General features: G+C 30.5%; 19 protein-coding genes. All 19 read left to right on the top strand.

The genetic code is table 11. The annotated features are described in order from the left end of the window. Positions 1-2 precede the first annotated feature (2 nt). The 19 genes from ACKGJI_RS08695 to ACKGJI_RS08605 all read left to right on the top strand — a co-directional run bounded on the left by ACKGJI_RS08695 (position 3) and on the right by ACKGJI_RS08605 (position 20,758). Positions 3-623 (top strand): hypothetical protein, encoded by a 621-nt coding sequence (locus ACKGJI_RS08695; RefSeq protein ID WP_458699895.1) that lies wholly within the window; start codon positions 3-5, stop codon positions 621-623. Then, complete coding sequence (locus ACKGJI_RS08690; RefSeq protein WP_458699894.1) at positions 620-1,729, top strand: glycosyltransferase; 1,110 nt, start codon at positions 620-622, stop codon at positions 1,727-1,729. The genes ACKGJI_RS08695 and ACKGJI_RS08690 overlap by 4 nt, the downstream gene beginning before the upstream one ends. Further along, positions 1,717-3,588, top strand: coding sequence for an asparagine synthase (glutamine-hydrolyzing) (gene asnB / locus ACKGJI_RS08685; protein WP_458699893.1), 1,872 nt, complete (start codon positions 1,717-1,719; stop codon positions 3,586-3,588). Before ACKGJI_RS08690 ends, asnB begins: the two co-directional genes overlap by 13 nt. Beyond that, entirely contained in the window at positions 3,585-4,703 is a 1,119-nt protein-coding gene (locus ACKGJI_RS08680; RefSeq protein WP_458699892.1) for a glycosyltransferase, read from the top strand. Before asnB ends, ACKGJI_RS08680 begins: the two co-directional genes overlap by 4 nt. Further along, on the top strand, positions 4,700-5,857 hold the full coding sequence (locus ACKGJI_RS08675; RefSeq protein WP_458699891.1) for a glycosyltransferase family 4 protein: 1,158 nt from the start codon (positions 4,700-4,702) through the stop codon (positions 5,855-5,857). Before ACKGJI_RS08680 ends, ACKGJI_RS08675 begins: the two co-directional genes overlap by 4 nt. Further along, positions 5,850-6,443 carry an undecaprenyl phosphate N,N'-diacetylbacillosamine 1-phosphate transferase gene (pglC, locus tag ACKGJI_RS08670; protein ID WP_458699890.1) on the top strand — a complete coding sequence of 198 codons (594 nt, stop codon included), beginning with the start codon at positions 5,850-5,852 and terminating at the stop codon, positions 6,441-6,443. The genes ACKGJI_RS08675 and pglC overlap by 8 nt, the downstream gene beginning before the upstream one ends. After that, a complete protein-coding gene (locus ACKGJI_RS08665; RefSeq protein ID WP_458699889.1) occupies positions 6,443-7,042 on the top strand; it encodes an acetyltransferase in 600 nt (199 codons plus the stop codon). Before pglC ends, ACKGJI_RS08665 begins: the two co-directional genes overlap by 1 nt. Beyond that, positions 7,039-8,148 (top strand): UDP-N-acetylbacillosamine transaminase, encoded by a 1,110-nt coding sequence (pglE, locus tag ACKGJI_RS08660; protein ID WP_458699888.1) that lies wholly within the window; start codon positions 7,039-7,041, stop codon positions 8,146-8,148. Before ACKGJI_RS08665 ends, pglE begins: the two co-directional genes overlap by 4 nt. Before the next feature lies 1 nt (position 8,149). After that, positions 8,150-9,883, top strand: a complete 1,734-nt coding sequence (locus ACKGJI_RS08655) for a polysaccharide biosynthesis protein (protein ID WP_458699887.1) — start codon at positions 8,150-8,152, stop codon at positions 9,881-9,883. 112 nt (positions 9,884-9,995) lie between these two features. Beyond that, a complete protein-coding gene (locus tag ACKGJI_RS08650) occupies positions 9,996-12,092 on the top strand; it encodes an STT3 domain-containing protein (protein ID WP_458699886.1) in 2,097 nt (698 codons plus the stop codon). A gap of 104 nt (positions 12,093-12,196) precedes the next feature. Beyond that, the gene (locus ACKGJI_RS08645) at positions 12,197-13,114 is read left to right on the top strand and encodes a PDC sensor domain-containing protein (protein ID WP_458699885.1); all 918 of its coding nucleotides are present in this window, start codon (positions 12,197-12,199) and stop codon (positions 13,112-13,114) included. Next, entirely contained in the window at positions 13,098-13,709 is a 612-nt protein-coding gene (gene hisH, locus ACKGJI_RS08640) for an imidazole glycerol phosphate synthase subunit HisH (RefSeq protein WP_458699884.1), read from the top strand. Before ACKGJI_RS08645 ends, hisH begins: the two co-directional genes overlap by 17 nt. Before the next feature lie 2 nt (positions 13,710-13,711). Continuing rightward, on the top strand, positions 13,712-14,422 hold the full coding sequence (gene hisA / locus ACKGJI_RS08635) for a 1-(5-phosphoribosyl)-5-[(5-phosphoribosylamino)methylideneamino]imidazole-4-carboxamide isomerase (protein ID WP_458699883.1): 711 nt from the start codon (positions 13,712-13,714) through the stop codon (positions 14,420-14,422). Between the two features lie 85 nt (positions 14,423-14,507). After that, entirely contained in the window at positions 14,508-14,873 is a 366-nt protein-coding gene (locus tag ACKGJI_RS08630) for a chemotaxis response regulator CheY (protein ID WP_458699882.1), read from the top strand. 5 nt (positions 14,874-14,878) lie between these two features. Next, positions 14,879-15,721, top strand: coding sequence for a 50S ribosomal protein L11 methyltransferase (locus ACKGJI_RS08625; protein ID WP_458699881.1), 843 nt, complete (start codon positions 14,879-14,881; stop codon positions 15,719-15,721). Further along, the gene (gene ftsH / locus ACKGJI_RS08620; protein ID WP_458699880.1) at positions 15,708-17,639 is read left to right on the top strand and encodes an ATP-dependent zinc metalloprotease FtsH; all 1,932 of its coding nucleotides are present in this window, start codon (positions 15,708-15,710) and stop codon (positions 17,637-17,639) included. The genes ACKGJI_RS08625 and ftsH overlap by 14 nt, the downstream gene beginning before the upstream one ends. Continuing rightward, positions 17,629-18,279 (top strand): phosphatidylserine decarboxylase, encoded by a 651-nt coding sequence (locus tag ACKGJI_RS08615; protein WP_458699879.1) that lies wholly within the window; start codon positions 17,629-17,631, stop codon positions 18,277-18,279. The genes ftsH and ACKGJI_RS08615 overlap by 11 nt, the downstream gene beginning before the upstream one ends. Continuing rightward, complete coding sequence (gene pssA, locus ACKGJI_RS08610) at positions 18,266-19,000, top strand: CDP-diacylglycerol--serine O-phosphatidyltransferase (protein WP_458699878.1); 735 nt, start codon at positions 18,266-18,268, stop codon at positions 18,998-19,000. The genes ACKGJI_RS08615 and pssA overlap by 14 nt, the downstream gene beginning before the upstream one ends. Positions 19,001-19,204: 204 nt before the next feature. Continuing rightward, entirely contained in the window at positions 19,205-20,758 is a 1,554-nt protein-coding gene (locus tag ACKGJI_RS08605; protein ID WP_458699877.1) for a 2-isopropylmalate synthase, read from the top strand. Positions 20,759-20,762: the final 4 nt, after the last annotated feature.

The following is a 20,762-nucleotide window of genomic DNA, read 5'->3' as shown; positions in this document are numbered from 1 at the left end:
GTATGATGGTTGATAAGCTTTTAGAAGGTTATGATGTTGTAATGGGAAATTGCAAAATCATCTCAAACAGATGGGACAATGGAAAGTTTTCTGGTTTGGGACTTGAAAAAAGTGGAGAAGTTGATTGGAAAGATTTTCTATGTGGAAAAATTTCAGGTGAGTATTGGAGTATTTTTAAACAAGAGATTTTAGGCAATAAAAGATTTGATATTGATTTGTATGGCGGTGAAGGAACATTATGGCGAGGAATGTTAAGGCATCGAAAGATATATTATTTCCATAAAGCCGTTAGAAATTATAGGATAAATGAAAATAGTGTTACTCACAATATGATAGAGAAAGCTGATAAAGCAATAATCAACTATGAAAGAGATATAGAATATTATCAAAATGAAATGAAATTATACTGTCCATGTTATTTGGCAACAATATTTAAAGGTGCGGTATATTTTGCAAAACTATCAAACCAATATAAAAAGGGATTTAGTTATCTTTTGACAAGCATAAAGTTATGCCCAAAATATAAAGGTTCATATGTAATGCTCATTGTTATGTTTTTACCTAAAAAAATAGTTCCTTTTTTGTCAAAAGTAAAAGTATATTTAAAAAGAGTTTTTAAATGATTAAATTAGTTTTGTCTATACGCTCTTTAGACATAGGGGGAGCAGAGAGGCAATTTATAGAATTGGTTAAGCATATAGATAAAACTAAGTTTGATGTTTTAGTTTGCACTATGTATGGAGGGATACAAGAAGATATAGTTAAAAATATTCCAAACATAAAGTATATTAATCTTAATAAAAAAAGTAGATATGACTTTTTTGGATTTTATAGTAATTATAAAAAAGTTTTAAAAGAGTTTAGTCCAGATGTAATTTATTCATTTTTAGGTGAGATGAATCTTTTTTCTTATTGGTGTAAACCTCAAAATACAAAAATTATTTGGGGATTTAGAGCTTCAAATATGGACTTTGCTAAGTATGGGAAAGTTTCTCAGTTTTTATTTTGGCTGCAAAAGAGGTTATCTTATAAAGTAGATAAGATTATTGCAAACTCTTATGCAAGTATAGAGTTTCATAAAAATAGTGGTTTTTGTATGGATAAAGCTGTGGTTATTCATAATGGGATAGATACTGACAGATTTAAAAGAGATGAAATAAAAAGAAAAATATTCAGAGAAAAATATAATTTAAATGAGAATGACATAGCCATAGGGATAGTTGCAAGGATTGATTATATGAAAGGATATACTATATTTGCAAATGCTGCTAAGAAGATACTAGAAAACTATGACAATATAAAATTTTTTTCTGTAGGTGATGGTGATGAAAATATAAAACAGGAGTGTGAAGAGATACTTGGTGAGTATAACAATAAAAGATTTATCTGGCTTGGTAAACAAAATAATGTAGAAGATTTTTACAGTGGGTTTGATATATCTTCTTCTTCTTCTTTTGGAGAAGGTTTTAGTAATTCAATAGCAGAGGCAATGAGTTGTGAGTGTGCTTGTGTAGTTACTGATGTAGGTGATAGTAAAATTATTGTAGGAAAATGTGGAGAAATAGCCCCCTCTAATAATGTAGAAAGTTTGATAAAAGAAATAGAAAATATAATGAAAAAAGAGTTAAAAAAATTAGGACAATGCAGTAGGGAAAGAGTGATTGAAAATTTTTCTATAGATAAAATGGTAAAAAATACGGAAAAAAAGATTTTAAAATGTGTGGAATAGTAGGTTTTAACACTAAAAATACTACTGTTTTAAATAGTATGCTTCAAAGCATACAACATCGTGGTCCAGATGACAACGGAGTTTATGAGAGCGATGAATTTTCTCTTGGTCATGTAAGGCTTTCTATACTTGATCTTAGCTCACATGGTCATCAGCCGATGATTTATGAAGATATTGTAATGGTTTATAATGGTGAAGTTTATAATTTTCAGGAGATAAAAAAAGAGTTAAGAGCTTTAGGATATAGTTTTGAGAGTGAAACAGATAGTGAAGTTATTTTAAAAGCCTATCATAAGTGGGGTATAAAAGCGGTTGATAAGTTTATAGGTATGTTTGCTATTGCTATTTATGATACAAAAAATAAAACTGTTACTTTGATAAGGGATAGGGTTGGAGTAAAACCTTTATATTACTGTTTTAATGGTAAAGATTTTGTTTTTGGCAGTGAATTAAAGCCGATTATGGAGTATAAAAAAGATTTAGCGCTAAATAAAGATGCACTTTATGAGTTTTTTCAATTTGGATATATCTCTTCAAATTTGTCTATTTTTGAAAATTGTTTTAAAGTTCCAGCAGGATATTATGTAGAATTTGAAATTGATACTTTGAGATTGAAAATCAAAGAGTATTGGTCTATTTTACCATATTTTCAAAAGCCAAAATTTACCAAAAGTGAAGAAGAGCTTATAGATGAACTTGAAAAACTTTTGATAGATAGTTTTAAATATCGTATGGTATCTGATGTTCCTGTGGGTGTGTTTTTGAGCGGAGGTGTTGATAGCAGTGTTGTCGCTGCAATTTTGCAAAAACACTATGGAAATATTCATACATTTACTATAGGTTTTAAAGAAGCAAAGTATAATGAAGCAACTTATGCTAAACAAGTTGCCGAGCACTTAGGTACAACTCACACTGAAAAATTTCTTGATAGTTTACAGGCAAAAGAGATACTAAAAAAATTTGTTGATATTTATGATGAACCATTTGGCGACAGTAGCGGAATCCCTACAACTTTGGTTTCTCAAGTGGCTAAAGAGGCTGGGGTAAAAGTTGTTTTGAGTGCTGATGGCGGAGATGAGATATTTTGTGGGTATGAGAGATATTGGTACAGTTACGCTATAGGGAAAAAGATACTAAAATTGCCTAAAATCTTGAGAAAAAGTTTAGTTTTTATGATGGATAAAATTGGTGTGCAAAATGCTTCAAGATTTATCAAAATAAAAAATTTTGAACATAAATATTACCAATTAACTGAAATGTTAAAGGATGATAATTGGCAAGCAATTTATGAGAAACTTATACACAATTCTAAAAATTATGAAATTAAAGAGCTTTTAGGTGTAATAAAAGGAATAGATGAAAAAAGTTTTCAAGTTGGTGAAAAAGAACATCCAATGCAGGGTATGATGCTTTGGGATTATCATAGATATTTACCAGATGATATTTTAAACAAGGTTGATAGAGCTACAATGAGTGTCAGCATTGAGGGAAGAGAGCCACTTTTAGACCATCATATAGCAGAGTTTATGGCACAAGTTCCGTTTGCATTAAAATATAAAGATGGAACAAGTAAATATCTACTGCGAAAAGTCCTTGAAAGATACATACCAAAAGAGATGATAGATAGACCAAAAATGGGATTTGGCATACCTATGTTTGAGTGGTTTGGTGGAGATTTGCAAAATCTATTTGAAAGGTATTTTAATGCAAATAAACTTAATAAGCATCATCTGTTAAATAACAATTATATTCAAAAAGAATATCAGAAATTGGTGAATAATAAAGCTATCAATATTAATAAATTGTGGTTTATATTAGTCTTTCAAATGTGGCTTGAAAAGTATAGGAATATAAAGTGAAAAAAAAGTTAGCAATACTTATTTATTCATTAGCAAGTGGTGGAGCAGAAAGGCAAGTCAGTATATTATTGAAAAAATTAAGTAAGAAATATAATATTATTCTTGTTCTAATGAATGATACCATTTTTTATGAAATTCCAAAAAATATTGAAGTCATTTTTTTAGAAAAGTCAAAACCTTTTGAGAGTGGAATAAAAAAATTTTTAAAATTACCATTTCTTGCTATTAAATATAAAAAGATTTTAAAAGAAAAAAATATAGATGTAAGTTTAAGTTTTATGACAAGACCGAATTATATAAATATTCTTGCTAAAATTTTTGGAAGTAATCACAAAAGTATTATAAATATACGAAGCACAACATCAAGATATAAAAATGAAGGCTTATTGGGTAAAGTAAATCTTTTTCTTATAAGTATCTTATTTGATAAAGCAGAGTTAATTATATCAAATTCTAAAGGTGTAGATGAAGATTTAAAATCTCTTATGAATATCACTACAAACACAAAGGTGATTTATAACGTAGTTGATTGTGATTATATAAATAGCAAAAAAGATATTTGTGAAGATGTAAATTTTGAGTTTGAGAAAAACAAAAAGTATATTATCTCTGTTGGTAGGTTGATACCTCTGAAAAGAAATATGGATTTGATAAAAGCTTTTTTTGAATTACAAAAAAATGATAATAGTTTAGAACTTATATTTTTAGGTGATGGTGTTTTAAAAGATGATTTAATAAATCAATGTGTAGAATTTAAAATAAAAGAAAAAGTTCATTTTTTAGGAAATGTTAAAAATCCATTTTATTATTTAAATAAATCTGATTTATTCGTTTTAAATTCGGAATTAGAAGGGTTCCCAAATGTTTTAGTAGAAGCTATGGCTTGTAACTTGCCTGTCATTTCTAGCGACTGTAAAAGCGGGCCGAGGGAGATACTTAAAGATGAAAAGTATGGATTACTTTATCCAGTTGGTGATGTAGAAACTTTAATAGGTAAAATGAAGATTTATTTGAGTGAAAATATTGATAGAAAAACTACGATAGTGAGTAACTTAAAAAGAATACAAGATTTTAATATAGAGAAAACTATAAATGAGTTTAAGAATATCTTATGAATAAAAAGAAAAAATTATTTAGGATTACAACCGTACCAATATCTCTCAAAATACTTTTAAAAGATCAACTAAAATTTATGAATAAATATTTTGATGTTATTGGGATTTCAAGTAGAGGAAAAGAGTTAAAAGAAATAGAAACAATTGAGGGTATTAGAACTATTGAACTTGATATGAGTCGAGAGATAACCCCTATTAAAGATGTTATATCTTTAGTTGAAATGATAGTTTTAATATGTAAAGAAAGACCAGATATAGTACATACTCATACTCCTAAAGCAGGTATTATAGGTATGTTAGCATCTTATATATGTAAAGTTCCACATAGGCTTCACACTGTTGCAGGGCTTCCGGTGATGGAAGCTACGGGAAAAAAGAAAAAGCTTTTATTATTTGTAGAAAAACTTACTTATTTTTGTGCAACAAAAGTTTATCCAAACTCTAAAGGTTTGGAAGAGTATATTTTAGATAATAATCTTACAAAAAAAGAAAAATTAAAAGTAATAGGTTATGGTAGTAGCAATGGTATAGATACAGAATATTTTTATAAAAGTGATAAAATTATAAATAAATCTTTAGAAATAAGAGAAAGGTATGATTTAAAAGATAAATTTGTTTTTTTATTTATAGGAAGAATTGTAAAAGACAAAGGTATAGATGAACTAGTATATTCGTTTGATAAGTTAACTTATGAATTTCAAAATATATCTTTGATTTTAGTTGGTAATTATGAACATGATTTAGATCCAATATCGCAAAACACTAAAGATATTATAAAAGAAAATTCAGCTATCATTGAGGTTGGTTATATAAGCGATATAAGACCGTTCATAGCGTTAAGTGATTGTTTTGTTTTTCCTTCTTACAGAGAAGGTTTTCCAAATGTTATTCTTCAAGCATCTAGTATGGAATTACCTTGTATAGTTTCAAATATAAATGGTTGTAATGAAATAATAAATCATGGTAAGAATGGCCTAATAGTTAAACCAAAAGATAAAGGAGAATTGTATTTAGCTATGAAACAATTCTTAGAAGATGAAACCTTATCAAAAAGATTATCGAAAAATATGAGAGATTCTATCGTGAAAAAGTATGATAGAAAACAATTTTTTAAATATTTACTTGAAGAATATGAAGAGATAATAAATGCTTAAATCACTGTTTGATAAAACCTTAGCATTGTTTTTAATAGCTATTTTTTTACCTGTTTATGTAGTAATTAGTTTACTAATATTTTGGAAGATGGGGAGACCAATATTTTTTAGACAGGATAGACCTGGTTATAAAGAAAAAATATTTAACATTTATAAATTTCGTACAATGACAAATGAAAAAGATAAAAATGGTAAATTATTGCCTGATGAAAAAAGATTGAAAGGGATAGGTAAATTTATAAGAAGTACCTCTTTGGACGAATTGCCTCAACTTTTTAATGTTTTAAAAGGTGACATGAGTTTTGTAGGTCCTCGTCCACTCCTTATAGAATATCTTGAACTATACAATGATGAACAAAAAAGAAGGCATGATGTAAAGCCAGGTATTACAGGCTGGGCTCAGGTAAATGGTCGCAACGCAATAAGTTGGGAAAAAAAGTTTGCATATGATGTATGGTATGTAGATAATCAATCATTTTGGCTTGATATGAAGATACTATGGATGACTTTTTTAAAAGGTCTTAAAAGAAGTGATATAAGTTCAAATTCTAGCGTTACCATGGAAAAGTTTACTGGGAGTAAGTGATGAATAAAAGTATTTATATTTACGGTGCAAGTGGACACGGATTGGTAGTTGCTGATATAGCTATGGCTTGCGGGTATGATGATGTTATTTTTGTGGATGATGGAGAAAATGAATATATAGCTTTTGAAGATATTAAAACAACTAACAATATTCCATTAGCTTTTGGTATAGGAAACAATACAATCAGAGCTAGACTTTTTGAGAGAGTGCAAAACCATAGCTTTGAGATAGTAAGTCTGATACACCCTAGTAGCATAGTCTCTTCAAGTGCAACTATAGGCAAAGGTACAGTTGTAATGCCAAATGTAATAGTTAATGCAAAAGCAACTATAGGGGATGGCGTGATACTAAACACTTCTTGTATAATTGAACATGAATGTATAATAGAAGATTTTGTACATGTATCACCAAATGTAGCACTTGCAGGTAATGTTAAAGTAGAGAAATACAGCCATATTGGCATAGGTTCACAAGTTATACAAGGTATAATGATAGGAAATAATACGATTATAGGTGCGGGTTCAAATATAGTGAAAAATATAGGAAGTTTTAAAAAAGCGTATGGTAATCCATGTATAGAAATAGAAGATATGAAATGAATAAGAGAATTTTTTTAAGCTCCCCACACATGAGTGGCAATGAGTTAAAGTATATAGAAAAAGTATTTGAAAGTAACTACATAGCGCCACTTGGAGAGTATGTTAATAAGTTTGAAGATAGTATCAAAGAGTATACAGGTGTAAAAAATGCTTTAGCTGTAGTTAGTGGGACAGCTGCTATTCATTTAGCTCTTAGAGTATTGGGAATTACTAAAGGTGATGATGTTTTAGCTTCAACTTTTACTTTTATTGGTTCAGTCAATGCTATCCTTTACCAAGGGGCAAATCCAGTGTTTATAGATAGTGATTTTGAGTCTTGGAATTTATCTCCAAAACTTTTAAAAAAATACTTATCTACATGTAAAAAAAAGCCAAAAGCTTTGATTCTTACACATTTGTACGGTATGAGCGCAGATATTGAAGAGATATCCTCTACATGTAAAGAGTATGGTGTGTATCTCATCGAAGATGCAGCAGAGAGTTTGGGAGCTACATGTAGAGGAAAGCATACGGGAACATTTGGAGATTTTGGAGTATATAGTTTTAATGGGAACAAGATACTTACTACTTCTGGTGGAGGTATGTTAGTAAGTGATAATCAAGAGTGGATAGAAAAAGCTAAGTTTTACTCTACTCAAGCAAGAGAACCATTTGTGCATTATGAACATTTTGAGTATGGATATAATTATCGAATGAGTAACGTTCTTGCTGCTATTGGGGTTGCTCAGATGGAAGTTATAGAAGATAGAGTAGCTAAAAAAAGAGAGATATTTAAATGGTATAAAGAGTTCTTGAAAGATGTTGAAGAGATAACATTTATGCCTGAACTCAAAAAGAGTCGAGGAAATAGATGGTTAACTACTATGATATTTAAAAATTTAAATTATGGTAAAATCATGAAGGCACTAGAAGAAATAAATGTAGAATCAAGACCTCTTTGGAAACCGATGCATTTGCAACCTTTGTTTAGAGATGCTAAATCTTTAGTGGATGGTACAAGTGAGGAGCTTTTTAAAAAAGGACTTTGTCTTGCAAGTAGCACTACAATGAAAAAAGAAGATGTTAAAATGATTTGTGAAGTGATAAAAGAAAATATAGGTAAATGATATGAAGTTTTTTAATAAAAAAGTCTTAAACTTTTCACTGATAACTTTTTTGTCATTAGTTACATTTTGGTGGACTTCTTTTATATTTCATGTTGATTTTAACTGGCATGTTTTACTTACAATTATTGCACTTCGTATGTTGGCTTCGCTGATTATTTTACAAGATTACTCTTTGTCTTGGAGTAAAGCTACACAAAAAACATTTCTTATAAAAACATTAGTTGTTGGGATACCAATGTTTATTTCAATGGTTATTTTTTATCGTGAGGTTCGAATTGCATTTATATTATCTGAAGCTTCTTTTTATCTTGTATCTGTGTCTTTTTTGATGTATGCTTACTATTATTACATGAACAGAAGTGGAATTGCTAAAACAAAATCACTTGTTATTTATGGAGCCGGGCAAGCTGGAAATAAATTAGAAGCTGAATTCAGAACAAGTGAATATAAAATCAAATACTATGTTGATGATTCAGATATTTGGCAAGGAAGAAGTATAGATGGTGTTCGTGTAGTATCAAATCAAGATTTGAAAAAAATAATTGGAATGAATAATAAGTTTGATTTGCTAGTCATTGCTATGCCTTCAGCTCCTAAAGAAAGAGCTCAAGAAATATATGAAGAACTAAGTCCATATTTTGAAAAAATCAAGATACTCCCATCACTTGAACAAATACTTGATTATAAAAACTTTTCATCTCAACTTAAAGATATAGGTGTTGAGGATTTACTTGCGAGATATCCAAAAGACTTAGATAAGAAACAGATAGAAAAATTTATCAAAAATAAAAAAGTATTAATTACTGGTGCTGGAGGAAGCATAGGAAGTGAAATAGCAAGAAAGTGCGTAAATCTAGGAGCAAGTGAACTCATACTTTTAGATCACAGTGAATTTAATCTTTATAATATAGCTGAAGAACTATATTATTTTAAACCAGCTATTGTAATGCAATCAGTTGTAAATATTGAGCTTCTTGATAAAACATTTGAAAAATATAAACCAGATATTGTGATTCATGCAGCTGCATATAAACATGTTCCGTTAGTAGAAGAAAACATTGATGAAGCAATTTTAAATAATGTTATAGGTACTAAAAATACTATAGATTGTGCTATAAAGTATGGAGTGCAAAAATTTGTACTGATATCAACTGATAAAGCTGTAAGACCTACAAATGTTATGGGTACAACAAAAAGAATTTGCGAGCTATATGCTCAAAATGTAGCGTCAAATAGTACTGAAATAGTAGCTGTAAGATTTGGAAATGTACTTGGTAGTAGTGGAAGTGTAATCCCTAAATTTAAGGCTCAAATCGAAGCAGGAAAAAATGTCACTGTCACTCATCCTGATATTACAAGATACTTTATGCTTATACCTGAAGCATGTGAATTAGTTCTGCAAGCAGCTTCAATTGGTAAAGGGGGAGAAGTGTTTATCCTTGATATGGGAGAGCCTGTAAAGATAGTTGATTTGGCTAAAAAGATGATAGAACTTAGTGGAAGAAGTGACATAAAAATAGAATTCATTGGACTTAGGCCAGGAGAAAAATGTTTTGAGGAGCTTCTTATCAATGATAGTGATATGAAAACAGAGTATGAGTCTATAACTGTTGCAGGTAAGACAATTTATGAAATTAATAAATTAAATAAAGATATATATTCATTATTATCTTCATCTAACAAGATTAAAAAACTAAAAGAAATAGTTCCTGAGTTTGATCACAAAGAAAATTGAATTTGAATATTATGTACAATATGAGTTATTTATGATTTACTTAGATTTATGCAAAAAACATATATACTACACTTTTATATAAATCTATTTTTTAAACATTTTTGGAGATAGTATGACAAAAGATAGAAAATTATACATTTATATGGCTATTGCATTTATTTTTAGCGTAGGACTTAGGTTAATTTGGGTTTATCAGTTTAGTGGAGTTGAAGCTTTTAAATGGAATGGCCAATTTATGATAAATACCAATGATGGTTACTACTGGGCAGAGGGTGCTAGAGATATACTAAGAGGTGTATTTGATGAGTTTAGTTTATCTCCAACTAGTACAGCTCCTGCTTGGCTTACTGCTATGTTTGCTTATGTGCTTCCTTTTTCATTTGAAAGTATTATCTTTTATATGCCTGCAATCTTAAGCTCGCTTGTAGTAGTTCCTATGATTCTTATAGCAAACAGTTTAAAAAGACTTGAGATAGGCTTTGTATCAGCTCTTATAGCAAGTATCGCTTGGAGTTACTATAATAGGACTATGGTTGGGTATTATGATACTGATATGTTAAATATACTTTTCCCAATTCTTCTTTTATGGTCTCTTATATTGGCTTTTAACACAAGGGCTGAGAGGTATTTGATATTTACAGCATTGGAGATTATAGCTTACAGACTTTGGTATCCTCAAAGTTACTCTTTGGAGTTTGCATTTTTTGGATTGATTTTGCTTTATACATTGATGTATGAGAGAAAAAATATCTACATGTATAAACTTTTGGCTATCATGCTCTTTGCTATGATGGGACTTCCTAGTTTGGTTAGATTAGTTTTTGTTATAGGTATCTACTTTTTATTTAAAAAAGAAAAATTTGATAAATATATATACTATGTTTTAGGTCTTGGAGTAGTACTATTTTTTATAAGTGGTGGATTTAATCCCATATGGGGACAATTAAAAGGTTATGTTTTTAATGATAATATTGCAGCTTCTAGTGATGGACTAGGGCTTCATTTTTTCACAGTTACTCAAACTATCAGAGAAGCTGGAAAAATTCCGTTTGAAACTTTTGCAAATAGGATAAGTGGGCATACTATTACATTTTTTCTCTCCATTATTGGCTATGCTATCATGTGCTATCGTCACAGAGTAATGCTTTTGGCACTTCCTATGCTTGGGCTTGGATTTTTAGCTTATGTTGGTGGGCTTAGATTTACCATCTATGCAGTTCCTGTAGCTGCTTTTGGGGTTGCTTATCTTTTATTTTTTGTAACAGAGTTTTTTGAAAACAAAGGCTTAAAGATAATTTTTATATCTACATGTACAATTTTGATTTTATACCCAAATGTCATGCATATAATAGGATATAAAGTTCCAACAGTTTTTACAAAACAAGAAGTTAGTGTCATAGATAAATTAAATAAAATTTCAAATAAAAAAGATTATGCCATAGCTTGGTGGGATTATGGTTATCCTTTAAGATATTATGGTGATTTAAAAACACTCATTGATGGTGGAAAACATAGTGGTGAGGTTAATTTTCCTGTTAGTTATATGCTTACAAGTGAGCAAGTTAGTGCTTCAAATTTGGCAAGACTTGATGTAGAATATACTGAACAAAGATTTCTAATGAAAGAAGATGATCCAGATAGAAATCGATCAAACATAGAAAAAATGACCATAGATTATGGTTTTAAAGATACAAATGATTTTTTAGATTCATTAAAAACGAACATAAAACTTCCTAAAAAAACTAGAGAAGTATACTTTTATCTACCATATAGGATGATGGGAATTTTCCCAACTGTTGCTAGATTTAGCGATATAGATTTGATGAATGGAAAAACAAATAGAAGGATGTTCTTTTATCAAACAAATAGATTTAAAGATAGTGGAAGCCTGCTAAATTTAGGAGGCGGTATCATTTTCAATAAAAAAACAGGTATGATAAAAATAGGCAATAAAGAAGTACCTCTAAAAGATTTTTACATAACAGCATATGATAAAAACAAAAAACTCATAAGACAAAAACAAAGAATCTCAGATGATGGAGTAATAAACCTCATATTTATGCGCTCTTATGGTTCAGTTTTACTTGTAGATAATCAAGCGTTAAATTCACTTTATATACAGCTTTTTGTATTTGAAAATTATGATAAAAACTTGTTTGAACCTGTAGTGTTGGATCCTAGTGCTAAAGTGTTTAAATTGAAAAAATAAACCAGTATCAAAAAAATGATGCATTAATTAACCACTTAGTAAGCATAATTAAAAAAGAAAACAAGTATAATATATTACATAATGTTTCAAAGGAGTTATGCTACATGGTAGTAAGAGAAATACAGCAGTTTGCAGAAGTAAGGCAAAGAGCTAGAGCTTATTTTTGTTATCTTTTTAGCAGAAATATGCCAAATCGCCTTCCAAATCCTAGCTTAGATGAGATACAAAAATCACTTGATAAAATAATCAATGAAATGGATAATTTTGAAGCACTTTATGTACTTGATAGCAATGGTGTTCAAGTTACAGATAACCTGACAAATAAATCAAAATTTAAAGGCGGGAAGGGTGAAAATAGAAGCAATAAATCCTATTTTTATAGAGCAGTAAGGCAAAAAAGATGTGTTTTGACTGACCCTTACCCATCAACCTTGACAAATTCTTTGAGTGTAACTGCTGCTTTTCCTATATACAATGATAAATCAGAGCTAATTTATGTAGCTTGTATGGATATATCTTTAGAAGAAGTCTTAAAGATTGCTCATCCTACTTCTTCTCAATCACTATTTGGAGATTTTGTAAAAGTTGCATATTCTGCATTTTCAATAGCTCTTTTAACTGTGGCATTTTTACTATTTTACAAAAGTATTTTAACACTTATCGACCAAGGTTTTATGAATGCTTTTAAAAATATAGAGCTTATGTTTAAATCAACAATTCTATTAACTTTATCACTTGCTATTTTTGATTTGGTTAAAACTATTTTTGAAGAAGAAGTTTTAGGACGGCATAACAAAGATGAGGCTCATGGGATTCACAAAACTATGGTGCGATTTTTAGGCTCGATTATTATAGCCCTTGCAATTGAAGCTTTGATGTTGGTTTTCAAATTTGCTATAACTGACGCAGTTCATATCAAAACAGCAGTTTATCTCATAGGCGGAGTCTCTATCCTTTTAGTTTCTCTTGCTTTTTATGTAAAATCAGTTTCAAAAGGTACAGATAATGATAGCTCTAATTGATTATAATATGGGAAATCTAAGAAGTGTGATAAACGCTTTTGATAAGATTGGAACTAAAATTGAGCTCGTAAAAGATGCTGATAGATTAAAAGAGTTTGATAAGATCATACTTCCAGGCGTTGGAGCTTTTAAAGATGCTATGGAGCATTTAAATTCAACTGGATTAAAAGAAGCTATTTTAGAGTTTGCTAAGAGTGGAAAACCACTTTTGGGTATATGTCTTGGAATGCAGCTTTTAGTTGAACAAAGCGAAGAGTTTGGAGTGACTAAAGGCTTAGGACTCATAGAAGGTGAGGTTGTAGAGTTTGACAAAGCTAAATTTGAAGAAAAGCTAAAAGTACCACATATGGGTTGGAATGCTCTACATGTAGAAAAAAATTCTGAGCTTTTTAAAGATATGCCAAAAGAGTTTTATTTATATTTTGTGCATAGTTTTCATGCTACATGTAAAGATGAATTTGTGATTGGTAAAACTTTTTATGGATACGATTTTGTGAGTGCTGTTCAAAAAAATAATATATTTGGATTTCAGCCTCACCCTGAGAAATCACATGAAAATGGACTAAAAATACTTGAAAATTTTGTAAGGTTGTAAAGGTGGAAATATTACCAGCTATTGATTTAAAAGATGGAGTTGCTGTTAGGCTAACAAAAGGACTGATGCATAGTGCTAAGATTTACTCTAATGAGCCTTGGATTTTGGCTAAGAAGTTTGAAGAGCTAGGATCAAAATGGATTCATTTGGTAGATTTAAACGGAGCATTTGCTGGTGAGCCTAAAAATTTAGAGCAAATTGAAAAAATTAGAAAAAATTGTCATTTGAAGTTAGAACTTGGTGGTGGAATCAGAGATGAAGATACCATAAAAAGATATGTTGATATTGGAGTTGATAGAGTAATACTAGGCTCAATTGCTCTAAAAGATCCTGATTTTGTAAAAAAAATGTGTGAAAAATACAGAATTGTTGTAGGCATAGATGCAATAGATGGTTTTGTTGCAGTTGAAGGTTGGGCTGAAAAATCTACAATGAAGGCTAGTGATTTAGCAAAAGAGTTTGCAGATGCTGGAGTTGAAGCTATAATTTGTACTGATGTTGGAAAAGATGGAACTTTAAGTGGTGTAAATGTTGATTTTACACTTGAGATTGCAAGGGCTAGTGGCATTGATACAATCGCTAGTGGTGGAGTAAAAGATATCGATGATATTAAAAAACTGCTTGCAACAAATGAAGTTTCAGGAGTAATTGTTGGTAAAGCTTACTATGAGGGAACACTAGATTTAAAAGAAGCAATTGAAATAGTTCGTTAAAGTAAGTTAAAAGCAAATTTGGCTAAAATGTAAGATGATTATTTATCATATTGGTAAACTTATAAATTGAAAAAAAGGAGTGACATTGAGACTGCTAGTAGTGGATGATAGCTCGACAATGCGCCGTATAATAAAAAATACACTAGCTAGATTGGGTTATAAAGATGTTTTAGAAGCTGAACATGGTGCCCAAGCATGGCAAATTTTGTGCGAAAATGATGATATTGATGTGCTTATTACTGATTGGAATATGCCAGAGATGAATGGCTTAGAACTTGTAAAAAAAGTAAGAGCTGAAGCAAAGTATGAAGATATGCCTATCATCATGGTAACAACTGAAGGTGGAAAAGCTGAAGTTATTGTAGCTTTAAAGGCTGGAGTAAATAACTACATAGTAAAACCTTTTACGCCTGCAGTTTTAAAAGAAAAATTAGAGGATGTTTTAGGTTAAAATATATGAAAGAGACCTATAACGAGTTACTAATTACGCCTTCGGGCGAATACGAAAAATTTGCCGATTTTATTTTATCACTAGGCCAAAGTGCCATCGAAGAAAAAGATGGAGATATCATCGTAAGAAGCGAAGATGACTTGAGTGATGTTAAGTTTGGAGTAGAGCTTTTTGCAAATAGTTTATCTCAGGCATTAAAACAAGATATTACGGTAAAAACTAGTCTACACGTAAAAGAAAATATCGATTGGATACAAGCTTATAAAGATTCAATAAAATCGATTGAAGTTGGAAAATTTTTTATATATCCAAGTTGGGAAAACCCAAAAGACAATAAAATCAACATTATCATAGACCCAGCACTTGCATTTGGCTCAGGTCATCATGAAACAACATATGGCTGTTTAGAGATGATTGGAAAGTATGTAAAAAAAGATGATAGTATTTTAGATGTTGGATGTGGTAGTGGAATTTTATCAATTGCATCAGCTAAACTTGGTGGTGTTGTTGATTTGTGTGATACAGACGAGCTTGCTACAAAAAGCGCAATTGAAAATTTTAAATTAAACAATGTAAAATTTAACGATATTTGGACTGGCTCAGTTAAAAAAGGTGAAAAAAAGTATGATGTAGTAGTCGCTAATATCATAGCTGATGTTCTTATCATGCTTGCAAATGATTTAGTGCATGTAGTAAAAGACAATGGTACTTTAATACTTTCAGGGATACTCGATAAATACATAGATAGAGTAGAATCAAGATATAATAAATTAGAAATTTTAGAAAAATATAAAAAATATGAGTGGTATACACTTGTTTTAAAAAAGGTAGTAAATGAATCAAAATAACAACAACAATAATAATAACAATAATAACAATAATTTTTTTAATCAAAATCCACTTTTGGTTTTTGCGATTTTTTCCATCGTCATTATTGTGATATTTAAAAATTTTATGGCTCCTGAAGATGGTTTAGGTGATACATCAGGACTTGGTGGTGCAAAAGCAATAAGTAAAAATATAAATTATTATGAGTTTAAAGAGCTTGTAAAAAACAATCAAGTAAATTATGTTGCAATTGGACAGACTATTTTAAGAGCTGTTCATGACAATGGAGTTACAAAAACTGTTTATATAGTTAAAAAAGTAGCTGAAGATAATACATTGATACCACTTTTAGATGAACACAAAATTCCATATGGTGGATTTAACGAAACAAATATCTTTACAGAGATACTGTTTTCTTGGGTAATTCCTATCTTTATCTTTTTTGGTATATGGATGCTTTTAGCAAATCGTATGCAAAAAAATATGGGTGGCGGAATACTTGGTATGGGAAATAGTAAAAAATTAATAAACTCAGAAAAACCAAAAGTAAAATTTGATGATGTAGCTGGAGTTGAAGAGTCAAAAGAAGAGGTTAAAGAGATAGTTGATTTTTTAAAACACCCTGATAGATACCTACAACTTGGAGCAAAAATTCCTAAAGGTGTGCTTTTAGTAGGACCTCCGGGTACTGGTAAAACACTGTTGGCAAAAGCAGTTGCTGGAGAAGCAGATGTTCCATTTTTCTCAGTATCTGGTTCAAGTTTTATTGAAATGTTTGTTGGTGTTGGAGCAAGTAGAGTTAGAGATTTATTTGAAAATGCAAAAAAAGAGGCTCCAGCTATCGTATTTATTGATGAGATAGATGCTATTGGAAAGAGTCGTGCAGCAAATGGACAAATGGGTGGAAATGACGAGAGAGAACAAACACTAAATCAACTTTTAGCAGAAATGGATGGATTTAGCTCTGATAAATCACCTGTTATTGTACTAGCTGCAACAAATAGGCCAGAAGTACTAGATGCTGCACTTTTAAGACCAGGAAGATTTGATAGACAAGTTTTAGTTGATAAACCTGATTTAAAAGGAAGAATTGATATTTTAAAAGTTCATATTAAAGATATTAAGCTTTCAAAAGATGTTGATTTGGATGAGTTAGGAAGATTAACAGCTGGACTTGCTGGAGCTGATTTAGCAAATATCATCAATGAAGCTGCTCTTTTAGCTGGTAGAAAAAGTAAAAGTCATGTTGAACAAGCTGATTTAATTGAAGCAGTTGAAAGAGCTATTGCAGGACTTGAGAAAAAAAGTAGAAGAATTAATCCAGAAGAAAAAAGGATAGTAGCTTACCACGAAAGTGGACATGCTTTGATTGCTGAGACAACTAAAGGAGCAAAGAGTGTTTCAAAAGTTTCAATAATTCCAAGAGGTTTGGCTGCACTTGGATATACTCTAAATACTCCAGAAGAAAATAAATTTTTAGCTCAAAAGCATGAACTTATAGCTGAAATTGATGTTCTTTTGGGTGGCCGTGCTGCTGAAGAAGTGTTTATAGGTGAGATTAGCACAGGTGCAGGAAATGACCTTCAAAGAGCAACAGATATAATAAAATCAATGGTTAGCATGTATGGTATGAGTGAAGTTGCAGGTCTTATGGTACTATCTCGTCAGCAAAATACATTTTTAGGTGGAAGTGCTGCTAATGAGTATAGTGAAAAAATGGCTGAAGAGTTAGATAACTATACAAAAAATATGCTAGATGAAAGATATAGCATAGTTAAAAAAAGACTTGAAGAATACAGTGAATGTATAGAGAGGATAGTTGAAGCGCTTCGTGAGTATGAAACAATAGATGGTGATAAGTTAAGAGAAATTATAGCTAGGTTTGAAGAAGAAAAAGGCATAAAGTCTTTAAAAAACGAAAATAGCGATGAAGAATAATACAACAACCCAAATAATAGCAAAGGAAGGCATAAAATATATTGCCTTTTTCTTTGTTGTTTTTTTAATCTCTTTATATGTAGATTTTTTGCCATGGGTATTTTTTGCTATCATGGCTTTTACAGTTTTTATATTTAGAAATCCTGAGAGACTTCCAAATGAAGATGATGAATTTTCTCTTTTAGCTCCATGCGATGGAAAAGTTTCAGATATTAAAAAAGTAAAATTAAATGAAAAAGAGTATGTTAAAATCCAAATAGATAAATCTATTTTTAATGTAGCTCTTTTAAGGTCTCCTACAAAATTGAACATAATAAATACAAAAAAAAGAAATGGACTGTTTTTGCCTGTTACTTCAAGCCTCAGTAAAAAGCTTGCTCAAAGTGTTATGATAGAGTGTGAAAGTAAATTTGGGCAAATCTTGATAAATATAATAGCAGGAACACTAGCAAGAAAAATTGAATTGTTTAAAACAATAGGCCCACTAAAAAGTGCTTCTAGATTTGGATTATTAGTTGATGGAAGTGTAGAGCTTTACATTTCGCTAGATACTAGAATAAAAGTTTCAATAGGCGATGAAGTAAAAGCAGGTGAAAGTGTTCTTGGGTATTTTGCACACAAAGGAAATGATATTGAATAGTAGCGATGGTAAATTACAACTTATGTATATTTTCCCAAATCTTTTTACAGCTGCAAGTGCTTTTTTAGGAATGATTGGGATAATAGCATCATCAAATGGTCAGTTTGAAAAAGCAGCAATTTATATACTTTTATCATTGGTTTTTGATGGACTAGATGGTAGAGTAGCAAGACTTACTAATACAACTAGTAAATTTGGAGCAGAGTTTGATTCTTTGGCTGATGTCATTGCATTTGGAGCGGCTCCTGCAATGCTTTTTTATTTTACAATAGGCCATAAATTTGGAAAATTAGGAGCTCTTTTTTGCGCTATGTATGTAGTCTTTGGAGCTATTAGGCTTGCAAGATTTAACATAATGAGTACAAGCACTGAGCCTTCAGTTTTTATAGGGATTCCAATACCAGGTGCTGCAGTTGTACTTACTATGTGGGTTCTAAGTTATTTAAAATATGATGCATTACATGGTATAGAGTTTTTTATGCTTTTATCATTGGGATTATTATCATTTTTAATGGTAAGTAATATAAGATATCCAAGCTTTAAAAAGATTGATTTAAAAACAGCAAATATAAAAAGAGTATTGATTTTACTTATCATAGTTTTTTCTTTACTTTATTTATTTCCAGTAGAAGGTACAACTTTGATGTTTACATTGTACCTTTTATATGGTATGATAAGAGCAATATATACATTTGCGATTGCAAAACGCAAGAAAATCTAGTATAATACAAAAAAATTTAAAAAGGAGACGTTATGACATGCTTGTCAAGGTTTAAAATTTCAGATCAAAAGAAAAACAACGCTCTCCTCCTGCTTCTCTTACTTAACTTCTAATTAAATTTAATAACACAAATCAAGAAATGTTGCTTTACAAATATAGTAGAGCTTTTTAAGATAATACAAAAATACACACAAGGTAATAAAAATGGAAAATATTAAAATATTTGATACTACGCTAAGAGATGGTGAGCAAAGTCCTGGTGCTTCAATGAATACTGAAGAAAAAATTCAGTTAGCTTTGCAGTTAGAAAAATTAGGAGTTGATATAATTGAAGCTGGTTTTGCAGCCGCAAGTCCTGGAGACTTTGATGCTATTAGTAGAATTGCAGAGCAAGTTGAAAATTCTACTGTATGTTCACTTGCAAGAGCGTTAGAGAGAGATATAAAAGCAGCAGGAGAAGCAATAAAACATGCAAAACTTCAAAGGATTCATACTTTTATTGCAACTAGTCCAATTCACATGGAATATAAACTTAAAATGACTCCAGACCAAGTTATAAAAAAAGCAGTTGATGCAGTAAGTTATGCAAAAACTTTTTGTGATGATATTGAATTTAGTTGTGAAGATGCAGGAAGAAGTGATGTTGGATTTATGAAAGAAATTTTAGATGCAGTAATTGAAGCTGGTGCTACAACTTTAAATATCCCTGACACTGTTGGATATAGGATGCCAAGTGAAATGGGAGCAATAATAAAAGCTTTAAAAGAAAGTGTTGGAGATAGAGCAATTCTTTCTGTTCATAATCACAATGATTTGGGCTTAGCAGTTGCTAGCTCTATTGAGTGTATCTTAAATGGCGCAAGACAGGTTGAATGTACTATAAATGGTTTGGGAGAGAGAGCTGGAAATGCTGCTCTTGAAGAAATAGTGATGGCTTTAAGAACTAGATCAGATATTTTTAAAGATTATTACACAAATATAAATATAAAAGAGATTTATCCAACAAGTAAGTTAGTTTCAACTATAACAGGGATTGAGCCACAACCAAACAAAGCAATCGTAGGTAAAAATGCTTTTGCCCATGAAAGCGGAATCCATCAAGATGGTGTATTAAAACATATGGAAACATATGAGATTATGAAAGCAACTGATATAGGTTTGGATAAAAACTCTATTGTACTAGGTAAACACTCTGGAAGACATGCTTTTAAAGATAAATTATTGGGCTTAGGATTTAATTTAAAAGATGAAGAGATAAATGAAGCATTTGAGAGGTTTAAAGTTTTAGCTGATGCTAAAAAAGAGATATTTGATGATGATATTAGAGCATTGGTTGCTGAAGAAATTACAAAAATTCCTGAAATTTTCAAGCTTAAAACTCTTCAGTTAAGCGATTGCAATCCTGGAGGAGTTCCTAGTGCTGCAGTGACAATAGAAGTTGATGGTCAAGATGTAACTGACGCCGCAATTGGTAATGGAACAATGGATGCAGTATTTAAAGTAATTGACAGAGTTTGTGGAGTTCAAGGCGAATTAAGAGACTATAAAGTAGATGCTGTTACCCAAGGTAAAGATGCTCTTGCTAGAGTTGTTGTTAAAGTTATCTTTGATGATAGTAAGCCTCCTATTATGGGGCATGGACTTAGTGTAGATACTATGCTTGCTACTGCAAAAGCTTATATAGGTGCGCTAAATAGTTACATGTCTATGAAAGATGGATTAAGAAGTATAAAAGATAAAACAGGAGCTAATATATAAAGCT

This window comes from Sulfurospirillum sp. 1307, assembly GCF_054408545.1.
The sequence above is the reverse complement of the archived record's forward strand: the minus strand, read 5'-3'. Positions and strand labels throughout refer to the sequence as shown.